Raw genomic sequence first — 21,369 nt, 5'->3', positions numbered from 1 at the left:
GCGCCCGATACAACAAGACCCCGCATTGCGGGGTCCCGTGGACAATCACTGCGCTGCGTCGTCGATCAGACGTTGAAGCGGAAATGCAGGATGTCACCTTCCTGCACGCGGTATTCCTTGCCTTCCAGGCGCAGGCGACCGGCTTCCTTCGCACCGGCTTCGCCCTTGTACTTGATGAAGTCGTCATACGCGATGGTTTCGGCGCGGATGAAGCCCTTCTCGAAGTCGGTATGGATGACCGCGGCAGCCTGCGGCGCGGTGGCGCCCTTGCGCACGGTCCACGCGCGGACTTCCTTTACACCGGCAGTGAAGTAGGTCTGCAGGCCGAGCAGGCTGTAGGCCGCGTTGATCACACGGTTCAGGCCAGGCTCGGTCAGGCCAAGGTCGGCCAGGAAGGTATCGCGGTCTTCGTCATCCAGCTGCGACAGCTCTTCTTCGATCGCCGCCGACACCGGCACCACCTGCGCGCCTTCTTCGGCGGCACGGGCGCGCACGGCGTCCAGGTGCGGGTTGTTCTCGAAACCGTCTTCCAGCACGTTGGCGATGTACATCACCGGCTTCAGGGTCAGCAGGAACAGATCGCGCACCAGCGCCTTCTCTTCCTCGTCCAGGCCCGCCGAACGGCCGGCCTTGCCATCGGCCAGCGCGGCCTGCAGCTTGGCCAGCACCGGCTTGCGTGCCGCTGCGTCCTTGTCACCGCCCTTGGCCGCACGCTCGGCGCGGTTCAGTGCCTTCTCGACGCTGTCCAGGTCTGCCAGGGCCAGTTCGGTATCGATGGTGTCGATGTCCGAGATCGGGTCGACCTTGTTGTTGACGTGGATGACGTCAGCGTTCTCGAAGCAGCGCACCACATGGGTGATCGCATCCACTTCGCGGATGTGGGCCAGGAACTTGTTGCCCAGGCCTTCGCCACTGGCCGCACCGGCCACCAGGCCGGCGATGTCGACGAACTCCACCGCGGTCGGGATGACCTTCTGCGGGTTGATGATCGCCGCCAGCTCGTTCAGGCGCGGATCCGGCACCGGCACGATGCCGACGTTGGGCTCGATGGTGCAGAACGGGAAGTTCGCCGCGGCGATGCCCGCCTTGGTCAGCGCGTTGAACAGGGTCGACTTGCCGACGTTGGGCAGGCCGACGATGCCGCATTTGATACCCATGGGTTGAATCCGGGTTTGAGTGTAAGTGGATGATTCGGGATTCAAGGCTCGCCTGTGGGCATGCCCTCAATCCCCAATCGTCCTTCCAGTAGCCCGCGTTAGAACGCGGCGTACAACCTGTGACGTTCTGCGTACGCTTTCAGCAGTTCTTCGAGCTGGCCGTCATCAACTAGTGCATAGAATCGCCCATCCAGCGCATCAAGTGCTGTTTCGAGTTCATTGCCGAGATACCCGTCAGCACGATAGATCTGCAGGCGTCTCTGCGCATGATGATCTTCCATGGCCTCATTGCCAAACAGCAGCCTCTGGGCCGTCAGCACGATGTCGCGCACGTCAAGCCGCTCTATCTCCTCAAGCCCTGCAAGGGCTTCAGCGATGTAACCGCCAGCAGAATTGTGGAAATAGGCGTCAAGCCCTCCCCGATAGACATCACTGATGAGCGCGTTGATCGCAAAGTAACGCTGATCGTGTACCGACAATCCCGCAAATCCACACCCGCCACCGTGGACCTGCTCGATCAACCAATGCCAATACCGCCCCTCTGCAGACTCCTCGAAGCGCTTGCGCTCTTCACGAATTTCCCGATCTCGTTCCCGCGCCATTTCCATGCTTTGCCGCGTGCCATTCCCGCACGGCATGCAGAGCCCATCGTTCCGGGCCGCCGTAGCCAGCAGGATCATGGCGCCACACACGGTGCAGGGAGTACGCGGGTCGGTCATGATCAGCGCGGGGTGTGCAGCCGCTTCATCGCTTCGCTGAAATCGCCCTGCACCGCCAACGGCAGCACGTCGATCGCATCGTCGATGGCGCGGGAGATCAGTACTTCATCGTCCTTGGAGGGGCGTCCCAGCACCCAGCCCACCACGCGGTCCTTGTGTCCGGGATGGCCGATGCCCACCCGCAGGCGATGGAACCTGCCATGGCCGAGCAGGCGGATGGTGTCGCGCAGGCCGTTCTGTCCACCGTGGCCACCGTCGAACTTCAACCGCGCCACGCCGGGCGCCAGGTCCAGTTCGTCGTGGGCCAGCAGGGTGTCCTCCGGCTCGATCTTCCAGAACCGCTGTGCGGCGGTGACCGACTTGCCGCTGAGGTTCATGAAGGTGGCCGGCTTGAGCAGCCACACGGTCTGTCCGGCAATGTCGACCTTGGCGGTCTCGCCAAACAACTTGCTGTCCACGTTCCATCGTGCACCGGCTTTTTCAGCCAGGGCCTCAACGAAATGAAACCCGGCATTGTGCCGGGTCCGGGCGTGCTCCGATCCGGGGTTGCCCAGACCGACGATCAGTCGCAATCCTGCCATCGTTCCATCCAGATACGGCGCCTGCCCCGAAGGACAGGCGCCGCGGGGTATTACTCGGCCGCTGCTTCTTCAGCGTCGGCAGCATCCTGCTTGCCGTGCTTGGCAGTGACGATGGCGTCGTCGTGGTCCTTGCCCAGCGCCAGCGCCGGGATTTCCACGCCCTTCGGCAGCTTGATGTCCGACAGGTACACAACGTCGCCAGCCTTCAGCTCGCCCAGGTCGACTTCGATCGACTCCGGCAGGTCCTTCGGCAGGCAGCTGATGGCCACTTCCTTCAGTTCGTGGGCGACCACGACGTCGGCAGCCTTGCCAGCCGGCGAGGTGTCTTCGTTGATGAAGTGCAGCGGAACCGAAGCGGTCAGCTTCTCGTTCTCGTTCACGCGCAGGAAGTCCAGGTGCATGATCAGCTGCTTGTACGGATGGCGCTGCATGTCACGCAGCAGCACCTTCTGCACCTGGCCGTCCAGGTTCAGGTCCAGGATCGAGGCATAGAACCACTCGTTCTGCTGGGCCAGCCAGATTTCGTTGTGGTCCAGGCTGATGGCGACCGGTTCGGCGTTGCCGCCGTACACGATCGCCGGGATCACACCAGCGGTACGCAGGCGGCGGCTCGCACCCTTACGCTGCAGTTCACGCTTGGTGACCTTGATTTCATGGGTCTTCGACATTTTCGACTACTCGGTTGTTGCCTTGCCTTGCGGCTTGGCGGTTGAAGGCACTTCCGCGACCAGAAGCGCCCGGTGTGTCCCTGCCGTTGCCGGCGGGGACGAAAAATCAATCCACGTACAGCGAGCTGACCGACTCGCCGAAGGCGATGCGGCGCATCGTTTCGGCCAGCATTTCCGCCACGCTCAGCTGGCGGATCTTGCTGCACACCCGCGCGGCGTCCTTCAGCGGGATGGTATCGGTCACCACCAGCTCATCGAGCTGGGAATTGGTGATGTTGTCCACCGCCGGGCCCGACAGCACCGCGTGGGTGCAGTAGGCGGCGACCTTCAGCGCACCGCGCGCCTTCAGGGCAGCAGCAGCGGCGCACAGGGTGCCGGCGGTGTCGACGATGTCATCGACCATCACGCAGGTCTTGCCTTCGACGTCACCGATGATGTTCATCACGGTGGAGACGTTGGCGCGCGGACGGCGCTTGTCGATGATCGCCAGGTCGGCGTCATCCAGGCGCTTGGCCACTGCACGGGCGCGGACCACGCCGCCCACGTCCGGCGACACCACGATCAGGTTCTCGGTGCCGTAGGCGCGCCAGATGTCGGCCAGCAGCAGCGGAGAGGCATACACGTTGTCGACCGGAATATCGAAGAAACCCTGGATCTGGTCGGCGTGCAGGTCGACGGTCAGCACGCGATCAGCGCCGGCGGTGCTGAACATCTTCGCCGCCAGCTTGGCGGTGATCGGCACGCGCGAGGAACGCATGCGGCGATCCTGGCGCGAGTAGCCGAAGTACGGCACCACGGCGGTCACGCTGGCCACCGATGCGCGCTTGAGCGCGTCGATCAGCACCAGCAGTTCCATCAGGTTTTCCGCGCTCGGCGCCGAGGTCGGCTGGATCACGAACACGTCCTGCTTGCGGACGTTCTCTTCGATTTCCACCTGCACTTCACCATCGGAGAAGTGCGAGACCAGCGCCTTGCCCGGGCGGACTCCCAGTTCCTTGCAGATGTTCTGCGCCAGACGTTTGTTGGCGTTGCCGGAAAAGACCAGCAGGTTCGGGGACTCTTGCATCATGATTGTCTCGGGCGGGGACGAGTGGCGGGGATCCGGTAGCGGCAAGGACCACGTCGGCCCCTGCTGCTGACAACACCGCGGCTGTTCCCACGTCCCGCGCAGGTGATGCGCTGGAAGGCGCGGACGCAGCCGCATTGGCAGGGGCGGGAGGATTCGAACCTCCGAATGCCAGGATCAAAACCTGGTGCCTTGGGCCTCTTGGCGACGCCCCTGCATTGATGAATCAGTGTTGCTCGAGTGCATCCAGCAGTGGCGAACGTGCAACGCCCGCAGCCACCCTTGCCCGCAACTCCTTCGACAACTTCGCTCGTCCCTGCTCGGCGGCAGCCTGCGAATCGAACTCGACGAAACAACCACTTCCCGAACCGGTCAGTCGTGCCGTGCCGATGTCGCTCAACGCAGCAAGCACCGCCTCGACGGCAGGCTCACGGCGGCGCAGCACCGGTTCGAACACGTTCCCGACCAGCAAGCCGGAAGCGAAGTCCTCTATTTTCGCCTGTGGACTGTCGCGCGTCAAATCCGGATCTGCGAACAGCAGCGGGGTCGGCACATGAACGCCCGGATCAACGACCACATACCAGGCCTGCGGCAGGGTGATCGCCCGCAGCCGCTCGCCTACCCCCTCGGCCCAGGCGTTGTGGCCACGCACGAACACCGGCACATCGGCGCCGAGGCGCAAGCCCAGCGCCGCCAGCGTATTTTCGTCCAGCCCCGCGCCCCAGAGCCGGTTCAGCACCACCAGCACGGTGGCCGCATCGGACGAACCGCCGCCGAAACCGCCGCCCGCAGGAACGTGCTTTTCGACGACGATATCGACACCTTTCTCGACATTCGCCACCTCTTTGAGCAACCGCGCTGCCCGAACCGCCAGATCATCCACCTCCGCGACACCGGCCAGGCCATCGCCCTGCCGCCGCACCTGGCCGTCTTCACGCAGGCGCAGGCCGATCCGGTCGCCCCAGTCGAGCAGGCGGAACACGGTCTGCAGCTCGTGGTAGCCGTCGGCACGGCGGCCGGTGATATGCAGGAACAGGTTCAGCTTGGCCGGGGCCGGCCACCAGGACCAACCCGCGTCATCCACCCGCGCGTTCATGGCGCGCCCTGCCCCCACTGGTCGACCAGCAGGCGCACCTTGGCGTCACCATTGACCGCCTCGACCCTGCGCGGCAGGGCCGGACGTCCGGCTTCGGCCGGGTACCAGTCCAGATACTGGATCACCCACCCCATCTGCTGCATGCGCCGCGGACGGCCATCGGCATCACGCTCGATCTTTTCCGGCCCAGCGCTGTCGCCGGCGACCAGGCCGCGTACCCAGTCCGGCAGCTGGTTGACCGGAATATCCCAGCCGGTGGCTTCCAGCAACAGGGCCTGCGCGTCTTCACCGTCTCGCGGACCACCGGCCAGTCCTTCCAGACGGCCGGCTTCATGATGGCTATCACCGCTCAACTTCCAGCTCTGGCGGGTGACCGGCGCGCTCAGTTCGACGACATAGCGTTGGCCTTCCTGTTTCCAGTCGATGCGGCCGCTGCCACCATCCTTGCCCTTGCTGACCGCCACCCGGCCCTGGAAATTCCACTCCGACGCCGATCGCAGCGCGTCCACGCGTGCGGCCTCGGCGGCGGTCGCTTCGGCGGAAACGGTGGTGACTACGGCCGGCGCCGGCGTTTTCTGCCGGCCAACGGTGGTACAGGCACTCAGGGCCAGGGTCACGGCCACCAGCAGCAACGGCCGGATCGTGGAAACGCTCATGGATTGAATTTCTCGCGGGCGCGCAGCAGCGCGCGGTTTTCAGGGTCGAGCCTGGCCGCTTCCTCGAAGAAGTGACGGGCTTCATCGTGCTTGCCCAGCACCCACAGCACCTCGCCTACGTGGGCGGCGATTTCCGGGTCCTTGGCCAGCGTCCAGGCGCGGCGCAGCTGTACCAGCGCGTCGGCGTTGCGCCCCAGCCGATACAGCACCCAGCCATAACTGTCGACGATGGCGGCGTTGTCCGGTTCGGCCACGCGCGCGCGGTCGATCAGTTCGAGCGCTTCCTGGTAGCGACCGGTCCGGTCGGCCAAGGTGTAGCCCAGTGCGTTCAATGCCGGCACGTTCTCCGGCTCGGTCACCAGGATCTTGCGCAGGTCGGCCTCGGCACGGGCGATGTCATCGCGGCGCTCCCAGGCCAGCGCACGGGCATACAACAGGCCGTTTTCGTCCGGATACGCGGCCAGGCCACGGGCCAGTGCGTCGATCTCGCCGGGAAGGTCGTCGGCGCGCTGGCGCAGCTCGGCTTCCAGCAGATACGCATCGCGCCGCACATCGTCATCCACGCTGGCATCGGACTGGATGGCATGCACTTCATCCAGCGCCAGCGACTGCCGGCCCGCCAGACCCTGCGCATTGGCCGCGCGCAGGCGCGCTTCATTCAGCTCATCGCCGCCAGGAACGCTGTGATACCAGTTGACCGCCTCCGGGTAGCGCTTGAGGTACTCGGCGATCTTGCCCAGCAACAGGCGCTGCGCCGGGTCCGGCTTGGCCGCCTGCCGAGAAAGTTCGTTGTACAGATTGGACAGCGCGGCCTTGTCGCCCTGCTTGGCCAGCAGCGAAGCGCGCATGCCCCACGTCTGCACATCCTGGGGACCGACCGCCAGCACGCGCTCGGCCGCTGCCGGCTGGCCGAGGCTGTCATAGGCAATGGCCACCGCGTTGCGCAGATCCGGGTCCTGACGGGTCTTCGGCTCCACCCCATGCAGCAGCGACAGCGCCTGGTCGGTCTGGCCGGCCTGCTGCAGCTGGCTGGCGCGCAGCAACGCCACGCGTGGCTCCTCGGGGAAGCGCTTGACCACCTCATCGATCATGCGCCGTGCCAGCTCGGGCTTCTCCATGCGCAGTGCAAGGCGTCCAAACTCCTGCCAGGCCTCGATCTTCTGGGGAATGGCGTTGGCATCGACCAGCTCGCCCAGCACCTGGGCCGGCACGGCCGGATCGCGGCCACCGCCGATCAAGGCGCCCAGGGCGAACTTCCAGCCCTCATCCCCCGGGTCCTGCAACAAAGCCTGAAGCTCGCTGCGCGCAGCCTTCACGTCGCCCTGGCGCATCGCCAGCGCACCGGCTGCGCTGCGCATCGCCAATGAGCGCGGCGCACGCTGCTGCCACAGGGCCAGGCCCTTGGCCGCGGCGCCATCTTCGTTGGCCAGCATGGCGATACGGGTCGCCCGCTCGGCCAGGCCGGCGTCGCCGTCGGTCTGCTGGGCCGCCTGCAGGTACCAGCGCGCGGCCTCGGCCAGCTTGCCGGCCTGCAGGGCGAACTCGCCGGCCAGCACCGGCTCCAGCGCCAGTTCCTCAGTCACCGCAGGCCGTGCAGGCGCCTTGGCGGGCACCCCCGCCAGGGCCTGCGCACAGACCAGAGACAGCAGCAGAACACTGGGGATGCGAATCAATGCGGGCATCGTCGGCATCGGGGCCTTAAAATGTCGTCCAATGGCCAGCAGCTTATCGCAAGCAACTGAACAATGACCCTGTGGGTGCTCGGACTGAATCACCAGACCGCACCGGTGGAACTGCGCGAACGCGCAGCCTTCGCCGGTGACGCGTTGCCGCGCGCGCTCGGTTCGCTGCGCGATACCCCGCAGATCGCCGAGGCGGTGCTGCTGTCCACCTGCAACCGCACCGAACTGTATGCCGTGGCAGAGTCCGCGCAGGCGCTGGACCAGTGGCTGCAGAGCCAGGCCGGCGACCTGCAGGGCTACCTGTACCAGCACGCCGATGCCGATGCCGTGCGCCACCTGTTCCGGGTGGCGACGGGGCTGGATTCAATGGTGCTGGGTGAGCCGCAGATCCTGGGCCAGGTGAAGGACGCCTGGTCGACCGCGCGCGACCACGGCCTGCTCGGCCAACGCCTGGACCGCCTGTTCCAGCAGACGTTCTCGGTGGCCAAGCGCGCGCGTACCGATACCCAGGTCGGTGCCAACCCGGTATCGGTGGCCTCGGCAGCGGTGCGCCTGGCGCAGAACGCATTTGCACGCCTTGACGATTCCACCGTGCTGCTGGTCGGCGCCGGCGAGACCATCGAGCTGGCCGCACGCCACCTCAGCGAAGGCAAGGTGCGGCGGCTGCTGATCGCCAACCGCACCCTCGCCCATGCGCAGGAACTGGCCAGCCGCCATGGCGGTGTGGCGCTGCCGCTGACCGAACTGGAGCGTCACCTGGCCGAGGCCGATGTAGTGTTCTCGGCCACCGCCGCCCGCGAACCGGTGATCCACCGTGCTGCAGTGGCCAACGCCCTGCGCGCACGCCGGCACAAGCCGATGCTGCTGTTCGACCTGGCCGTGCCGCGCGACATCGAGGCCGACGTTGCCAGTCTCAACGATGCGTTCCTGTATACCGTGGACGACCTCGAGCGCGCGGTGGAAGACAACCGCCGCAGCCGCCGCGAGGCGGCCGCCGAAGCGGAGACGATCATCGACCTGCAGGTCTCGCGCTTCGTCGAAACCCTGCAGGCCAGTGCCCACCAGGCACCGCTGCGGCAACTGCGCGCCTTCGGCGAGGCCACCCGTGCCGAACTGCTGGAGCGCGCGCGCCAGCAGCTGGCCAACGGCAAGCCGGCCGACGAAGTGCTGGAACTGCTTGCCCATGGATTGACCAACCGCCTGCTGCACCCGCCGACCGCCGCCCTGCGCGCGGCCGCGCTCAGCGGCGACGCCGACCTGACCCGCGCCGCCGAGCGCCTGTTCCCGGCTGCGCCGGGTTACCACCACCCACCTGTGAGAACCGATGACGCCGACCCTGCGCCGTAAGTTGGAAGCGCTGGCCGAGCGCCGCGAAGAACTGGAACGTCTGCTCGCCGAACCGGAGGTGGTCGCCAACAACGCGCGCTTCCGCGATCTTTCGCGTGAGTTTTCCCAGCTCGAACCGATCGCCACCGCGCTGGCCGATGAAGTGCGTGCCAAGGCCGACCTGGCTGCGGCCGAAAGCATGCGCACCGATCCGGACCTGCGCGAACTGGCCGACGAGGAGATCGCCGCCGCCCAGGCCCGCCTGCAGGAACTGGAGCAGGAACTGGCGCTGCTGCTGGTGCCGCGCGACCCGCGCGATGAAGGCAACCTGTTCCTGGAAGTGCGCGCCGGCACCGGCGGCGACGAGGCGGCGATCTTCGCTGGCGACCTGTTCCGCATGTATGCCCGCTACGCCGAGCGACAGGGCTGGAAGGTCGAGATCGAATCGGACAACCCCGGCGAACATGGCGGTTACAAGGAAGTGGTGGCGCGCGTGGTCGGCCGGGGCGCGTTCTCGCGCCTGAAATTCGAATCGGGCACCCACCGCGTGCAGCGCGTGCCGGCCACCGAATCGCAGGGCCGCATCCACACCTCGGCGGCCACCGTGGCGATCATCCCGGAAGCCGACGAAGTCGATGAGATCGTCATCAACCCGGCTGACCTGAGGATTGATACCTACCGCTCCTCCGGCGCCGGTGGCCAGCACGTCAACAAGACCGAATCGGCGATCCGCATCACCCACGTGCCCAGCGGCGTGGTGGTGGAGTGCCAGACCGAACGCAGCCAGCACGCCAACCGGGACAAGGCGATGAAACGCCTGAAGGCGCAGCTGCTCGATGCCGAGCGCCAGCGCCACGACGCAGCGCAAGCCGAATCTCGGCGCCTGCAGGTTGGCAGCGGCGACCGCAGCCAGCGCATCCGTACCTACAACTTCCCGCAGGGCCGGATCACCGACCACCGCGTGGAAGGGCTGACCCTGTACGACCTGCCCAACGTACTGGCCGGCGATCTCGATCCGCTGCTGCAGCGATTGAGCCACGAGCACCAGGTCGACGCCCTGGCCCAGCTTTCGGCGGGCTGACCAGCATGTCGGCCTGGCAGCAGCGGCAGCAACTGCAGCAGGCGATCACGCGCCAGCCCGGCGACTTCGTCGCCTGGGTGATGCTGGCCGACCTGGAACTGGAAGCCGGCGATATCGCGGCCGGCGAGCAGGCCGCGCGGCGCGCACTGCAGCTGCGGCCCAATCATCCTGAAGCGCTTGCACGGCTCGGCCGGGTGGCGTGGATGGCAGGAGCGCATGCCGATGCCGCTACGCTGCTGGGCCAGGCCTCGGCGCTGGCACCGGAGCACCCGGGCATCGCGTTGTGGCTGGGGCACGCGCTGGAAGATGCCAACGATGCCGAAGGTGCATCAGCGGCCTATCGCCGCGCACATGCACTGATGCCCGATGAGCCGTATATCGCCGCGCAGCGCCTCGCCTGGCAGCGTCGCCTGTGCGATTGGCAGGACGTGGATGCGCTGGCCGATCAGGTGCGCGGTGCACTGGTGTCCGGCCAGGGCGTAGTAGAACCCTTCGCGTTTCTCAGCGAAGACGCCAGCGCGGCCGAACAGCTGGCCTGCGCGCGTGCACGCGCCGCCGCTGTGGCGGCATCGGTGCGGCCCCTGCCGCCGGCGAAGCTGCGCGTACGAGGCCCACTTCGCGTGGGCTTCCTTTCCAACGGCTTCGGCGCCCATCCCACCGGATTGCTGACGGTGGCGCTGCTGGAGCAGATGAGCCGCGACCCGGCCCTGCAACTGCATCTGTTCGCGCTCAACGCGGACGATGGCAGCCGCATCCGCCAACGCCTGCAGGCCGCCACCCGGCTGCATGACGTGGTGGGATTGCGCCACGCCGATACGGCCGCGCGCATCCGTGCACAGGGCATCGACCTGCTGCTGGACCTGCGCGGCTGGGGCGGTGGCGGCACGCCGGAAGTGCTGGCGATGCGCCCTGCCCCGCTGCAGTTGAACTGGCTGGCCTACCCCGGCACCTCCGGTGCATCGTGGCTGGATGCAGTGATCGCTGACGACTTCGCGCTGCCGTCCTCGCTGGAACCGCACTACAGCGAACGCGTGCTGCGCCTGCCGCGCGCGTTCCAGCCCTCCGACAACACCCGCGTGCTGGAACCGGCGCCGGACCGTGCGGCGTGTGGGCTGCCCGCGCAGGGCACGGTGTTCTGCTGCTTCAACAACAGTTACAAACTCAACCCGCGCAGCATGGGCCGTGCGTTCGCGGTGCTGCAGGCAGTACCTGGCAGCGTGCTATGGCTGCTGTCCGGCCCCGGCCAGGCCGATGCAAGGCTGCGTTCCGCCGCCAAGGCTGCAGGACTGGATCCGGCGCGCCTGGTGTTCATGGCCAAGCTGCCGCATCCGCAGTATCTGGCCCGCTATCAGCTGGCCGACCTGTTCCTGGACACCAACCCGTACAACGCGCACACCACCGCATCGGATGCACTGTGGGCCGGCTGCCCGGTGCTGACCTGCCCCGGCGCTACCTTCGCCGCGCGCGTGGCCGGCAGCCTCAACCATCATCTGGGGCTGGAGCACATGAACGTCGCCGACGATGCGGCCTTCGTCGCCACCGCCAGTGCACTCGGCAACGACCCGGCCGCGCTGGCTGCCCTGCGTGCCGAACTGGCGCAGGCACGCGAGCGCAGCGGCTTGTTCGACATGACGGCCTTCGCGCGCGATCTGTCCTCACTGCTTCAGCAGCTGGCCCGCGAACAGGGCTGGCAGGGCCTCGACACGCCCTGACATCGCCCTGCGCTACGCTCGGGCTTCCCTCCCGCGTGGCATGACGATGGCCAAGCTCAAGCGCAAGGAATACGACGAACTGCTGCAGCCGCTGCAGCTGGAACTGACGGCGATGGCACGCTGGGTGCAGCACAGCGGGCAACGCCTGCTGGTGCTGTTCGAAGGACGCGATACCGCCGGCAAGGGCGGTGCGATCCAGGCCATCAGCCAGCACCTCAACCCACGCCAATGCAGGGTGGTGGCGTTGCCCAAGCCCACCGACCGCGAAGCCACGCAATGGTATTTCCAGCGCTACGCCACGCATCTGCCGGCCGCCGGCGAGATCGTGCTGATGGACCGCAGCTGGTACAACCGCGCGGGCGTGGAACGGGTGATGGGCTACTGCAGCGAGACCGAGTACCAGCAGTTCCTGCATCAGGCACCGGTGTTCGAACAGCTGCTGGTGGATGACGGCATCCTGCTGTTCAAGTACTGGCTGTGCGTGGACCAGGAGCAGCAGGAGAAGCGTTTCGCCGAACGCCATCTTGATCCGTTGAAGGGGTGGAAGCTGTCGCCGGTGGATCTGAAGTCGCGCAGCAAGTACAGCGCGTACACCGAAGCGCGCGAGGCGATGCTGCGCGCGACCCATCGCGACGGTGCGCCGTGGACGCTGGTGGATTTCAACGACCAGCGGCTGGGTCGCCTGACTCTTGTCCGCAACCTGCTGGACCGGCTGCCGGACACACGGGTGGATGCGCCCTTGCCGGAGCTGCCGAAACTGAAGGGCAAGCTGCATCGCGAGCACTACGGCGTGCTGAAGCCGATCGAGGATTTTCCGGCCAAGGAGTAGGGTTGGTCGGCAGGGCCTGCGGCCCTGCACCTGCTGCTTTCAGGCAACAGCCAAAGCAACAGCAAAAGCGGCATTGCGTGGGATGGCGGGGCGGTGTCGGACTGCGGGGACGCCGCAAGTACCTCCTTGTAGGCTTGGCAGCCGCATCCATGCGGCTGACACCCCGCACTCCGACACCGCCCCACCTCTGACAGACTTCCGGTGTCTGATTTGATCCACCTCATTCGTGGATGAATCTCCATCGGAATCGAATATCTCGACAAGTGAACGAAAAACATCCACGCATGGCGTGGATCTACGTGTCGACCAAGTTCGACACCCACCAAGAGCAGGCCATGTAATTCCCGCAGCTTGCGGAGAATTGTCGAAGGCGGGGTGGGTCCGGTTGCGGGGGCGTGAGCCGCATGGATGCGGCGACCGAGCCTACAGGGACGTATTTACGGCGTCCCCCGCAACCGGACCCACCCCGCCTCCCCACAGGAAACCTGCTTCTGCTGTTGCTTCGGCTGTTGCTGTTGCTGTTGCTGTCGAGGTTGCCGGCCAGCGGCCGGCACTACCGCTTCGGTGGGTGCAGGGCGCAGCCCTGCCCCTCCCCTTATTTGGCAGCAGCAATCTGCTTTTCGATGTCCGCCGCGGTGACCGGGCCCAGGAAGCTGTGGGCCAGCTTGCCCTGCGGGTCGATCAGATGGGTCAGCGGCAGGCCACGCGGGGTGGCGAAGTCGGCCGGCGGGTCGAACGGATCGACGACCACGATCGGGTAGGTCACCGGATGCTTGGTCAGGAACGCCTGCATCTCCGGCGTCTGGATGTCCTCGTAGGCCAGGCCAACCACTTCGATGTTGCTGCGCATGGCATGCAACGCCGACAGCTCGGGCATTTCCTTGCGGCAGGGCGCGCACCAGGTCGCCCAGAAATTCACCACCACCCACTTGCCACGATGCGCGGCCAGGTCGTAATCGCTGCCATCGACCGCCTTCATCTTCAGCGTCGGGAACTCGGCAGTAACGCGCTCGGCGGGCGTGTCCTCCACAGGCGCCGGCGCGGCCGGGGTCGGTGCCTGTGCCGGCGGCTGGCTGCTGGCCGGGGTCGGCTCCTGCGCGGGTTTGCAGGCGGCCAGGGCCAGCAGCGCAGCCAGCAGCAACGGGGTCTTGCAGGTCATGGGGTGTCTCCAGAATCAGGGTAGATGTCGCTGACGCGACGCTTGAGGCGTTCACGCAGCGGCAGGCGCAGTTCATCCAGTGCGGCCAAGGCGGCCCGGCCGAGGCTGTCATCGCGGTAAGGCAGGTGTTGTTCGGCCACCGGAATGCGCAGCTGCGTGCATTCGTACAGATCGCCCAGGCTGACCTGGTCCAGGTCGCGGGCCAGCAGCCACTCGCCGCGCTCATCGCGGCGCAGCAGACCGATGCCCTCCAGGTGGCAGGCCAGGTCCTGCAGCAGCGAGTCGGTCAGCATCGGTTCCAGCCGCAGGATCTCGTCGTCGGCCAGGCCCCTGCCCTTGGCGCGTGCATGCTGGAAGCGCCCGAGCAGGCGCAGCAGGCCATAGAACTCGTAGCCCTGCGGCAGGCGCAGTTCCACCGGCTGGTAGCGGAAAGCCGCCATCGACGACGCCAACGACGCGCCCAGCAGCACGGCCACCCAGCAGAGGTAGATCCACAGCAGCAGGATCGGCACGAAGGCCACCGTGCCATACAGCTTCTGGTAGGACTGGAAGCTGCCCAGGTAGGCGCCGATGCCCCACTTCACCAGCTCCAGGATCACTGCGGCGAGAATCGCGCCCGGAACCGCATGGCGCCACTTCACGGTGTGGTGTGGCACCACCCGGAACATCAGGGTGATGCAGACGAATTCGATCAGGATCGGCGCCAGCCGCAAGGCGAGATCGGCCAGCCAGCGCCCCTCCTGCGTGCCGAACAACGGCATCGCGAACACCCGCGCCGACACCGCCAGCGATGCAGCGGCGAGCATCGCTCCCAGAGTCAGCACCGTCCAGTAGACCAGGAAGCGGGTCAGCCGCGGCCGACTGCTGCCGACGCGCCAGATCTGGTTGAAGGTCTCTTCAACACTGTTGAGGGTGATCAGCAGCGAGATGACCAGGGCGATGAAACCGGCGGCAGTGAGCTGGCCGGCGCTGGCCGAGAACTGCCGCAGGTAGCCTTCGGCAGCGCGCGCGGCATTGGGCACGAAGTTGGAGAAGACGTAGTCGCTGAGCTGGTCGCTCCAGCGATCGAACACCGGGAAGGCCGAGAGCACGCCAAATACCACGATCGCCAACGGCACCAGCGCGAACACCGTGGTGTAGGCCAGCGCGGCGGCGGCCTGGAACAGGCGGTCGTCGAGGAAGCGGCGCCACAGGAAGCGGCCGAAGCTGGCGGCGCGTGCGCGATCCCGCGCGCGTTCCATCCACAAATTGAGCGTATCCAAAGGTTCCATCGGCGCAAGGGTACCCGATGCGGAATCGGTGCAGGATAGCCATACTGGCGTCCACACGATGAGGAGAGCTGGGCGCGATGGGCGAAATCCTGGTGCTGTACTACAGCCGCGGCGGTTCGGTGGCACGGCTGGCGCGCCAGATCGCGCGGGGCATCGGCGAGGTTCCGGGCATGGCAGCGCGGCTGCGCACGGTGCCGCCGGTGGCTGCCGTTACCCAGACCGCGCAGCCGCCGGTACCCGACGATGGCGCGCCCTATGTAAGCGTGCAGGACCTGGCGGAGTGCCAGGGACTGCTGCTGGGCAGCCCTACCCGTTTCGGCAACATGGCCGCGCCGGTCAAGCATTTCCTTGACGGCCTCGGCGCCGAATGGGTGAACGGCACGCTGGCCGGCAAGCCGGCCGGGGTGTTCACGTCCACTGCGTCGATGCATGGCGGCCAGGAGTCGACCCTGCTGTCGATGCAGGTACCGCTGCTGCACCACGGCTGCCTGATCGTCGGCATTCCGTTCACCGAGCCGGCGCTGAGCCACACCACCAGTGGCGGCACGCCGTATGGCGCCAGCCACGTGGCCGGCGCCGCCGGCGACCCGCAACCCACCGATGACGAGGCGGTACTGGCGCGGGCGCTGGGCCGGCGCGTGGCCGACATCGCGCAGCGGCTGGCGCGATGAGCACCGCGCCGCGCACCGTGCTGCTGCTGGCCCTGATGGGGCTGGCGGCGCTGTTTGCCGGCTGGTTCATCAACGACAGGCACTGGCTGGCCACCCAGCTGGTGTTCACAGCGCCGCCGCTGGCGCTGGCCATCGCCCTGCGGCTGGGCTGGCGCAAGGCCGGGTTCTGGGCGGCGGTGCTGGCCCTGGGCTGGTTCAGCCACGGCGTGATGAGCGCCTGGAGCCATCCCGAGACCCGCTGGCTGGCACTGATCGAAATCGTGCTGGCGCTGCTGGTGATCTTTTCGGCCAGCCTGCCCGGCCTGCGCGCCCGTTTCGGGCGGCGGCGCTGACGCTGCGCCCGGTGGGCCGTATCATCTGCGTTCCCGGCCCCGCGCCGCTGTACCTGCCTTGGTTTCGCGCATGCACATGATGGAAGAGCTCCTGGTCGTCACCACCGGTGGCACGATCGACAAGATCTATTTCGACGACAAGTCGGACTACCAGATCGGCGACCCGCAGATCGGCATGATCCTGCGCGAACTGGGGGTCACGTTCCGTTTCAACGTGATTCCGATCCTGCGCAAGGACTCGCTGCACATCAACGACGACGATCGTGAGCTGATCCGCGCGACGATCGCCGCGCAGCCCACCCGCCACGTGCTGGTGACCCACGGCACCGATTCGATGGTGCAGACCGGCAAGGTGCTGGCGACGATCCCGGACAAGACCATCGTGATGACCGGTGCGCTGAGCCCGGCGCGTTTCCGTGGTTCGGATGCGGAGTTCAACATCGGCTGTGCGATCGGTGCGGTGCAGTCGCTGCCGGCGGGGGTGTTCATCGCAATGAACGGCCGGATCTTCGACCCGCAGCATGTGCGCAAGAACGTGGCGGCGAACCGGTTCGAGTCGGTTTGAGGGATTGAAGGCGCGCTGTCGCGCGGATGGGTTCAGCGTTTTGGTTGCTGCTGGGTTGAGGGGGTGATCCCCCCCTCCTGACAGATCATCGCGCGCGGCCAGCAAGGTCAAGGGCAGAGCAAGAGCAAATGCACTGCTGCACATTGCTTTCTCCGCTTCGCCGCCCCTAAAAAAAACGCCCCGGCCGAGGCCGGGGCGTGCCCATGGAGAGGGGCTTGGGCTCAGTACTGGGCGTTGACGGTCACGCCCGAGAAGGTGCTGTAGGCCTTCACCCGCACGTACCAGGTACCGGCGGCGGGGCTGTTGACGGTGCAGGTCTCGTTGTTGCCGCTCAGGTACGGGCGGCAGGTGTAGACGGTGTCGGTCGGGGCACTGCCCTGGCGCAGGTACAGGTCGGCATCACCGCTGCCGCCGCTGATCGCCACGCGCAGCTGCGTGCTGCCAGCCGGGACGTTGACGGTATAGCTGAGCGATGCGCCGCTGGCTGCGCCGAGGCCGGTAACCGGTACGTTGTTCTGCAGCACGGTGCCACCCGGGTTGGGCGTGGTGCCATTGATCGCGGCAGTCACCGCGGCATCGGCGTCGATGATGCCGGCGCCGCAACCACCCGAGCACGCACCCGGCAGCGGACGCGCGGTGCTCTTGATGATGCTCTCCACCTGCGCCGGGCTGAGCGGGCTCGGTGCCACCGACTGCATCAGTGCAACCACGCCCGCCACGTGCGGTGCCGCCATCGAGGTGCCGTTGTAGGACGCATAGCTGGCGCTGCCCGGGGTGGTGGTGCCGCTGTTGAGGGTGGACAGGATGCTCTGGCCCGGTGCGGAGATGTCGATGCCGGTGCCGTAGTTGGAGAAGCTGGCACGCGCACCCGCCGAGGTGGTGGCCGCCACGGCGATCACGTTCGGGCAGTTCGCCGGTACCGCGCTGGAGACGTTGGTGTTGCTGTTGCCGGCAGCGACCACCACGGTGGTGCCGCGGCCGACCGCGCCGTTGATCGCGTTCTGGTAAGTGGTCGAGCAGCTGCCGCCGCCGCCCAGCGACATGTTGATGACTTCGGCCGGGTTGGCGTTGGCCGGCACACCGCTGACCGTGCCACCGGAGGCCCAGACGATCGCGTCGGCGATGTCGGAGGTGTAGCCGCCGCACTTGCCGAGCACGCGCACCGGCACGACCTTGGCGTTGAACGCGGTACCGGCCACGCCGGTGCTGTTGTTGGTCACCGCAGCGACCGTGCCGGCCACGTGGGTGCCATGCCAGCTGGAGTTCGAGCCCGGATAACCGGCCTGGCACTCGTTGTCGCCGTACCAGTCACCCTCATCGTTGGGATTGCTGTCACGGCCACCGCCATCGCGCGCCATCGCCGCGTCGCTGATGAAGTCATAGCCGGGCAGGATGTTGGCGTTGAGGTCGGCATGGTTGGTGATGCCGGTATCGATCACGGCCACGACCACGCCGGTGCCGGTGGCCTTGTCCCAGGCCGGACGCACGTTGATCGAGGCGTTGGACGTACCGAAGCCCCATTGCTCGCTGAAACGGGTGTCGTTGGGGGTCAGCGTCGCGCGCATGATCTGGTCGACTTCGACGTATTCGACGTTCGGGTCGGCGGCCAGCTTGCGCATCAGCAGCTCGGATTCGGCCTGGTCCAGCGCACGGTCGGTCCTGACCACGGTGGAGCCGACGGCAAGCCTGCGGACCTGCTGCAGGCCCAGCGCGCGGCCCTGGCTGCTGGCGATGCCGGCAGCGGCCGTCTTCAGCGAAGAGGCCAGCGCGGTGGTGTTGGCCACCGGCGCACTGCCGTCGCGGTACTTCACGATGAAACGCTGGTGGGTCGGCGCGGACTGCAGGCCGCTGAGCTGGACATCACCGGCCAGCGCAGGCGTGGCCAGCAGCAGCGATGACAGGACGGACGCACCAAGGACCACCCACACACGACGCACACGCGGTTGCGTTACCTGGGACATCGGATTTCCCTTCTAATGGTAGGAATGCCGGAATCGGCAGAAGCACCGGCCTGAACCGTGGGCTGGCTTGCGATGGCGAGGTTCGGGTCCGGCGAGCCAGCGGATTCCCCTGACCATCCGCTGTGTTGATGACGCTAGTGGCTCAAACCGGACACCACAAGATTTTCAGCGTCTTTTCAGCAAGATGAAATGTTGGATCTGAGACTTTCCGGGTCGAGGGTTTGTGAAGGTGAAGGAACTTTCGCGTCAGCTGCACGTACCTGACTGCGGAATGTCCTGTCCCACCATGTCTTTGCCGACATCGGCGAACAGCCGCCGGGCATGGCCCGACGCTACCGTGGTACGCGTACATTCGCCGGGCATCGCCGCGCGCAGGGGGAGCCGTTGATCCTGGTAGCGCCGGGCCATGCCCGGCGGAGGTACGCCTGAAACGCAGAAAGCCCGTCGCGGGGACGGGCTTTCCGGGGATGCGGCCGGGCGTAACCCGGCGCTACGCGTTCGCGTGGGCGATCAGCCCAGCTTGACCAGCCAGCCGTGGCGGTCCGGCAGGCGACCGTACTGGATATCGGTCAGTTCCTTGCGCAGTGACATGGTCACTTCGCCAGCCGGCGCATTGATGTCGCCCACCGAGAAGCCTTCGCCCTTCAGCTGGCCGATCGGGGTGACCACCGCAGCGGTACCGCAGGCGAACACTTCGGCGATCTCGCCGGAGGTCACGCCCTGCTTCCACTCATCGATGGTGACCTTGCGCTCTTCGACCTTCATGCCGCGGTCGCGGGCCAGCTGCAGGATGCTCTCGCGGGTGATGCCCTCGAGGATGCTGCCGGACAGTTCCGGCGTGACCAGCGTGCCGTCCTTGTAGACCAGGAACACGTTCATGCCGCCCAGTTCTTCCAGGTACTTGCCCTCGACCGGGTCCAGGAACAGCACCTGCGAGCAGCCCTGTGCCTGCGCCTTCTGCTGCGGCAACAGCGACGCGGCGTAGTTGCCACCGCACTTGGCCGCACCGGTACCGCCCTTGGCCGCACGCGCGTACTCGGTGGACAGCCAGATCGACACCGGGGCGACGCCCTTGGCGAAGTACGGGCCAGCCGGGCTGGCGATGACGTAGTAGCCGGCCTTGTGCGCGCCGCGCACGCCAAGGAACGCTTCATCGCCGATCATGAACGGACGGAAATACAGGCTCGACTCATCGGCCGACGGCACCCAGGCGCTGTCGACGGCGATCATCTGCTTCAGCGATTCGACGAAGATCTCCACCGGCAGTTCCGGCAACGCCAGGCGCTGCGCCGAACGCTGCAGGCGACGGCCGTTGGCATCGGGTCGGAAGGTCCAGATCGAACCATCGGCATGGCGGTAGGCCTTGATGCCTTCGAAGATCTCCTGGCCGTAGTGCAGCACGGCCGCGGCCGGGTCCAGCTGCAGCGGACCATAAGCGCGCACGTTGGCGTTGTGCCAGCCGGCATCCTTGTCCCAGCGCACTTCCACCATGTGGTCGGTGAAGTGCAGGCCGAAGCCCGGCTTCTCCAGGATCTGGGCGCGCTCTTCAGCGCTGCGCGGGTGGTCCGAACGGGTGACGGCGAAGCTGGGAATGGACTGGGACACCGGAGATTTCCTGTTCTGGTTGCGGGTAATGCCGGGCCCGCGTCACTGCGGGCCGTGGGTCAAAGCATGCCGGTTTCGAGCCGTGCGGCCTCGGACATCATGTGCTGGTTCCACGGCGGGTCGAAGACCAGCTCGACGTCGGCCTCGGCCACCGTCGGGATCATTTCAAGCTTGCTGCGCACGTCGTCGACCAGGATGTCGCCCATGCCGCACGCAGGCGCGGTCAGGGTCATCTTCACGTCGATCTCGCGCTGCCCTTCGTCGAGGTGCTTGATCTCCACCTCGTAGACCAGGCCCAGTTCGACGATGTTGACCGGAATTTCCGGGTCGAAACAGGTGCGCAGCTGCTGCCAGACCAGTTGTTCGACCTGCTCGTCGCTGGCATCGTCGGGCAGTTCCAGCGGTGCCGGCGCCTCCTTGCCGATGGCATCGCCATCCTTGCCGGCGATGCGGAACAGATTGCCCTCGACGAACACCGAATAACTGCCGCCCAGCGCCTGGGTGATGTACCCATAGCTGCCGGCGGGCAAGGTCACGGTGTCGCCCTGCGGGACCATCACGGCCTCGCAATCGCGTTCGAAGTGGACAGGTTCGCTGCTACGGGAATACATGGGGACCGATATGGGGCTGCGGCATAAGCCACGCAAGCGGTCATTCTAGCGTAGGCGCCCCGCCCTCGCCGGTGCACTGCGGCAAACCACAGTATCCTGTGGGCGACCTTCAGGAGCTTCGATGTCCTCCAATGCCGCACGCGCCAGGACCGTTACCTGGCTCTGGCCCTTCATGTTGTTGCTGGCGCTGGCCACCGCCCCCCTCGCCTGGATGCTGATCGCCCTGTTCACCGGCCGTCCGGTCGGCTGGATGGCGGTACTGACCGCCCTGGAACTGGTATTCATGCTGCGTCTGGGCACGCTCGGTCCCGGCAAGCTGCGCATCGCCCTGGTCGTGCTGGGCACGCTGCTGGTGGCCGCGATCTCGAACTGGGCGATCGCCAGTGCCTGGATGGGCGGCTCGATGGGCCTGAACCCCTGGGACGCCTCGCTGCGGATGGGCCCGCACCTGGCCTGGACGCTGATCACCCTGGCCAATGGCGTGGTCGAATGGCTGTGGCTGGCGGTGGGCGTCGCCGTAGGCGCCTGGCTGGCGCGTTGATCGCGCCGGTGATGCCCTGGTAGATCCACGCCATGCGTGGATGGGGTGGTTGGATCCGGGGTCAGAGCCCTTTCGTGCGG

21 protein-coding genes and 1 tRNA gene are annotated in these 21,369 nt (G+C 66.7%); 8 read left to right on the top strand and 14 right to left on the bottom strand.

The window, feature by feature from the left end:
- Positions 1-65: 65 nt before the first annotated feature.
- From ychF to CLM74_RS03895, 9 genes are all read right to left on the bottom strand, one after another.
- Complete coding sequence (gene ychF / locus CLM74_RS03935) at positions 66-1,157, bottom strand: redox-regulated ATPase YchF (protein ID WP_025879150.1); 1,092 nt, start codon at positions 1,155-1,157, stop codon at positions 66-68.
- Positions 1,158-1,255: 98 nt separating this feature from the next.
- Positions 1,256-1,837, bottom strand: a complete 582-nt coding sequence (locus CLM74_RS03930) for a DUF4375 domain-containing protein (RefSeq protein ID WP_223484643.1) — start codon at positions 1,835-1,837, stop codon at positions 1,256-1,258.
- 41 nt (positions 1,838-1,878) lie between these two features.
- Positions 1,879-2,457: an aminoacyl-tRNA hydrolase gene (gene pth, locus CLM74_RS03925; protein ID WP_099782936.1), complete on the bottom strand. Its 579-nt coding sequence runs from the start codon at positions 2,455-2,457 to the stop codon at positions 1,879-1,881.
- A gap of 50 nt (positions 2,458-2,507) precedes the next feature.
- Complete coding sequence (locus CLM74_RS03920; protein ID WP_025879148.1) at positions 2,508-3,125, bottom strand: 50S ribosomal protein L25/general stress protein Ctc; 618 nt, start codon at positions 3,123-3,125, stop codon at positions 2,508-2,510.
- 106 nt (positions 3,126-3,231) lie between these two features.
- Positions 3,232-4,191 (bottom strand): ribose-phosphate diphosphokinase, encoded by a 960-nt coding sequence (locus CLM74_RS03915; RefSeq protein ID WP_025879147.1) that lies wholly within the window; start codon positions 4,189-4,191, stop codon positions 3,232-3,234.
- Positions 4,192-4,329: 138 nt separating this feature from the next.
- Positions 4,330-4,406 (bottom strand) — tRNA-Gln (locus tag CLM74_RS03910).
- An 11-nt stretch (positions 4,407-4,417) separates the two neighbouring features.
- Positions 4,418-5,287: a 4-(cytidine 5'-diphospho)-2-C-methyl-D-erythritol kinase gene (gene ispE / locus CLM74_RS03905; RefSeq protein ID WP_105163491.1), complete on the bottom strand. Its 870-nt coding sequence runs from the start codon at positions 5,285-5,287 to the stop codon at positions 4,418-4,420.
- Positions 5,284-5,943 carry a lipoprotein insertase outer membrane protein LolB gene (lolB, locus tag CLM74_RS03900; protein ID WP_025879145.1) on the bottom strand — a complete coding sequence of 220 codons (660 nt, stop codon included), beginning with the start codon at positions 5,941-5,943 and terminating at the stop codon, positions 5,284-5,286. The genes ispE and lolB overlap by 4 nt, the downstream gene beginning before the upstream one ends.
- On the bottom strand, positions 5,940-7,625 hold the full coding sequence (locus CLM74_RS03895; protein WP_199776075.1) for a tetratricopeptide repeat protein: 1,686 nt from the start codon (positions 7,623-7,625) through the stop codon (positions 5,940-5,942). Before CLM74_RS03895 ends, lolB begins: the two co-directional genes overlap by 4 nt.
- Before the next feature lie 63 nt (positions 7,626-7,688).
- Between CLM74_RS03895 and hemA the strand changes: the two genes are divergently transcribed.
- Genes hemA through ppk2 form a run of 4 tightly spaced genes read left to right on the top strand, consistent with a single transcriptional unit; the run spans position 7,689 to position 12,573 of the window.
- Positions 7,689-8,972: a glutamyl-tRNA reductase gene (hemA, locus tag CLM74_RS03890; protein WP_025879143.1), complete on the top strand. Its 1,284-nt coding sequence runs from the start codon at positions 7,689-7,691 to the stop codon at positions 8,970-8,972.
- Complete coding sequence (prfA, locus tag CLM74_RS03885) at positions 8,950-10,032, top strand: peptide chain release factor 1 (protein WP_025879142.1); 1,083 nt, start codon at positions 8,950-8,952, stop codon at positions 10,030-10,032. The genes hemA and prfA overlap by 23 nt, the downstream gene beginning before the upstream one ends.
- A 5-nt stretch (positions 10,033-10,037) precedes the next feature.
- The gene (locus tag CLM74_RS03880; protein WP_105163489.1) at positions 10,038-11,744 is read left to right on the top strand and encodes a tetratricopeptide repeat protein; all 1,707 of its coding nucleotides are present in this window, start codon (positions 10,038-10,040) and stop codon (positions 11,742-11,744) included.
- A gap of 46 nt (positions 11,745-11,790) precedes the next feature.
- Positions 11,791-12,573: a polyphosphate kinase 2 gene (gene ppk2 / locus CLM74_RS03875; protein ID WP_105163488.1), complete on the top strand. Its 783-nt coding sequence runs from the start codon at positions 11,791-11,793 to the stop codon at positions 12,571-12,573.
- Between the two features lie 595 nt (positions 12,574-13,168).
- Here the strand turns inward: ppk2 and CLM74_RS03870 are convergent.
- Both CLM74_RS03870 and CLM74_RS03865 read right to left on the bottom strand, forming a co-directional pair.
- Positions 13,169-13,732, bottom strand: a complete 564-nt coding sequence (locus tag CLM74_RS03870; protein WP_105163487.1) for a TlpA disulfide reductase family protein — start codon at positions 13,730-13,732, stop codon at positions 13,169-13,171.
- On the bottom strand, positions 13,729-15,003 hold the full coding sequence (locus CLM74_RS03865) for a YihY family inner membrane protein (protein ID WP_025879138.1): 1,275 nt from the start codon (positions 15,001-15,003) through the stop codon (positions 13,729-13,731). Before CLM74_RS03865 ends, CLM74_RS03870 begins: the two co-directional genes overlap by 4 nt.
- Positions 15,004-15,080: 77 nt before the next feature.
- Here CLM74_RS03865 and wrbA point away from each other — a divergent pair, with 77 nt between their 5' ends.
- From wrbA to CLM74_RS03850, 3 genes are all read left to right on the top strand, one after another.
- Entirely contained in the window at positions 15,081-15,674 is a 594-nt protein-coding gene (wrbA, locus tag CLM74_RS03860; protein ID WP_105163486.1) for an NAD(P)H:quinone oxidoreductase, read from the top strand.
- The gene (locus CLM74_RS03855) at positions 15,671-16,006 is read left to right on the top strand and encodes a DUF2069 domain-containing protein (RefSeq protein WP_025879136.1); all 336 of its coding nucleotides are present in this window, start codon (positions 15,671-15,673) and stop codon (positions 16,004-16,006) included. The genes wrbA and CLM74_RS03855 overlap by 4 nt, the downstream gene beginning before the upstream one ends.
- Before the next feature lie 79 nt (positions 16,007-16,085).
- Positions 16,086-16,571, top strand: a complete 486-nt coding sequence (locus CLM74_RS03850; protein ID WP_033830416.1) for an asparaginase domain-containing protein — start codon at positions 16,086-16,088, stop codon at positions 16,569-16,571.
- Positions 16,572-16,792: 221 nt separating this feature from the next.
- On the opposite strand, the gene CLM74_RS03845 is transcribed toward CLM74_RS03850, so the two are convergent.
- From CLM74_RS03845 to sufT, 3 genes are all read right to left on the bottom strand, one after another.
- The gene (locus tag CLM74_RS03845; RefSeq protein WP_059066084.1) at positions 16,793-18,532 is read right to left on the bottom strand and encodes a S8 family peptidase; all 1,740 of its coding nucleotides are present in this window, start codon (positions 18,530-18,532) and stop codon (positions 16,793-16,795) included.
- 510 nt (positions 18,533-19,042) lie between these two features.
- Positions 19,043-20,137 carry a branched-chain amino acid aminotransferase gene (locus tag CLM74_RS03840; protein WP_025877977.1) on the bottom strand — a complete coding sequence of 365 codons (1,095 nt, stop codon included), beginning with the start codon at positions 20,135-20,137 and terminating at the stop codon, positions 19,043-19,045.
- A 59-nt stretch (positions 20,138-20,196) separates the two neighbouring features.
- The gene (gene sufT / locus CLM74_RS03835; protein ID WP_025877975.1) at positions 20,197-20,748 is read right to left on the bottom strand and encodes a putative Fe-S cluster assembly protein SufT; all 552 of its coding nucleotides are present in this window, start codon (positions 20,746-20,748) and stop codon (positions 20,197-20,199) included.
- A 121-nt stretch (positions 20,749-20,869) separates the two neighbouring features.
- On the opposite strand from sufT, the gene CLM74_RS03830 reads away from it, so the two are divergent.
- A complete protein-coding gene (locus tag CLM74_RS03830; RefSeq protein WP_025877973.1) occupies positions 20,870-21,289 on the top strand; it encodes a hypothetical protein in 420 nt (139 codons plus the stop codon).
- Positions 21,290-21,369: the final 80 nt, after the last annotated feature.

The organism is Stenotrophomonas sp. MYb57 (assembly GCF_002966815.1).
In the GTDB taxonomy this organism is placed as follows: domain Bacteria; phylum Pseudomonadota; class Gammaproteobacteria; order Xanthomonadales; family Xanthomonadaceae; genus Stenotrophomonas; species Stenotrophomonas indicatrix.
Note: the sequence above shows the minus strand (reverse complement) of the source record. Positions and strands in the feature narration are given on the sequence as shown.